At 54.7% G+C, this 777-nt stretch carries 1 rRNA gene; it reads left to right on the top strand.

From position 1 onward, the window contains the following. Positions 1-325: 325 nt before the first annotated feature. Positions 326-777, top strand: a 23S ribosomal RNA gene (locus TY25_RS01495); the annotation flags it as partial.

The following is a 777-nucleotide window of genomic DNA, read 5'->3' on the forward strand; positions in this document are numbered from 1 at the left end:
CCGGACATGCCCGCACAGGTGGGAATGTTGTTCCGGCAGAGACCGTTTCGGATGCATACGTCATCCGGCGGACGCTCATGGGTGGAACGCTGACAGCTTTCCCTGCGTATCGGTGCGTCACATGGCGTGCTGGTGGGTGAATATATCGACACACTGTTGGGTCCTGAGAGAACACGCGAAAGCGATTCTTTCTGGGAAGAGATAACGATCCGATCGGGTTCCCGGTCATACCGACCTCAGTCTTCGGGCTGGGGTGCTGGTGTCGGAAGCGGACTTGGTTGGGTGTGTTGTTTGAGAACTGCACAGTGGACGCGAGCATCTTTGTTAGTAAGTGTTTAAGAGCGTACGGTGGATGCCTTGGCACCAGGAGCCGATGAAGGACGTAGGAGGCTGCGATAAGCCTCGGGGAGCTGTCAACCGAGCTGAGATCCGAGGATTTCCGAATGGGGAAACCCAGCACGAGTGATGTCGTGTTACCCGCATCTGAATATATAGGGTGTGTGGAGGGAACGTGGGGAAGTGAAACATCTCAGTACCCACAGGAAGAGAAAACAATAGTGATTCCGTGAGTAGTGGCGAGCGAAAGCGGAAGAGGCTAAACCGTTTAGATGTGATACCCGGCAGGGGTTGTCTGGACGGTGTTGTGGGGTCTTTCTTCTCAATTCTGCCGGATTGGGCGTGAGTCAGAAACCGTTGGGTTAGTCGAAGTGGTCTGGAACGGCCTGTCGTAGAGGGTGAGAATCCCGTAGACGAAAACTCAACGGCTTGCGTGGAAGA

Origin of the sequence: Nocardia brasiliensis NBRC 14402, assembly GCF_000308475.2 — a bacterium.
In the GTDB taxonomy this organism is placed as follows: Bacteria; Actinomycetota; Actinomycetes; order Mycobacteriales; family Mycobacteriaceae; genus Nocardia; species Nocardia brasiliensis.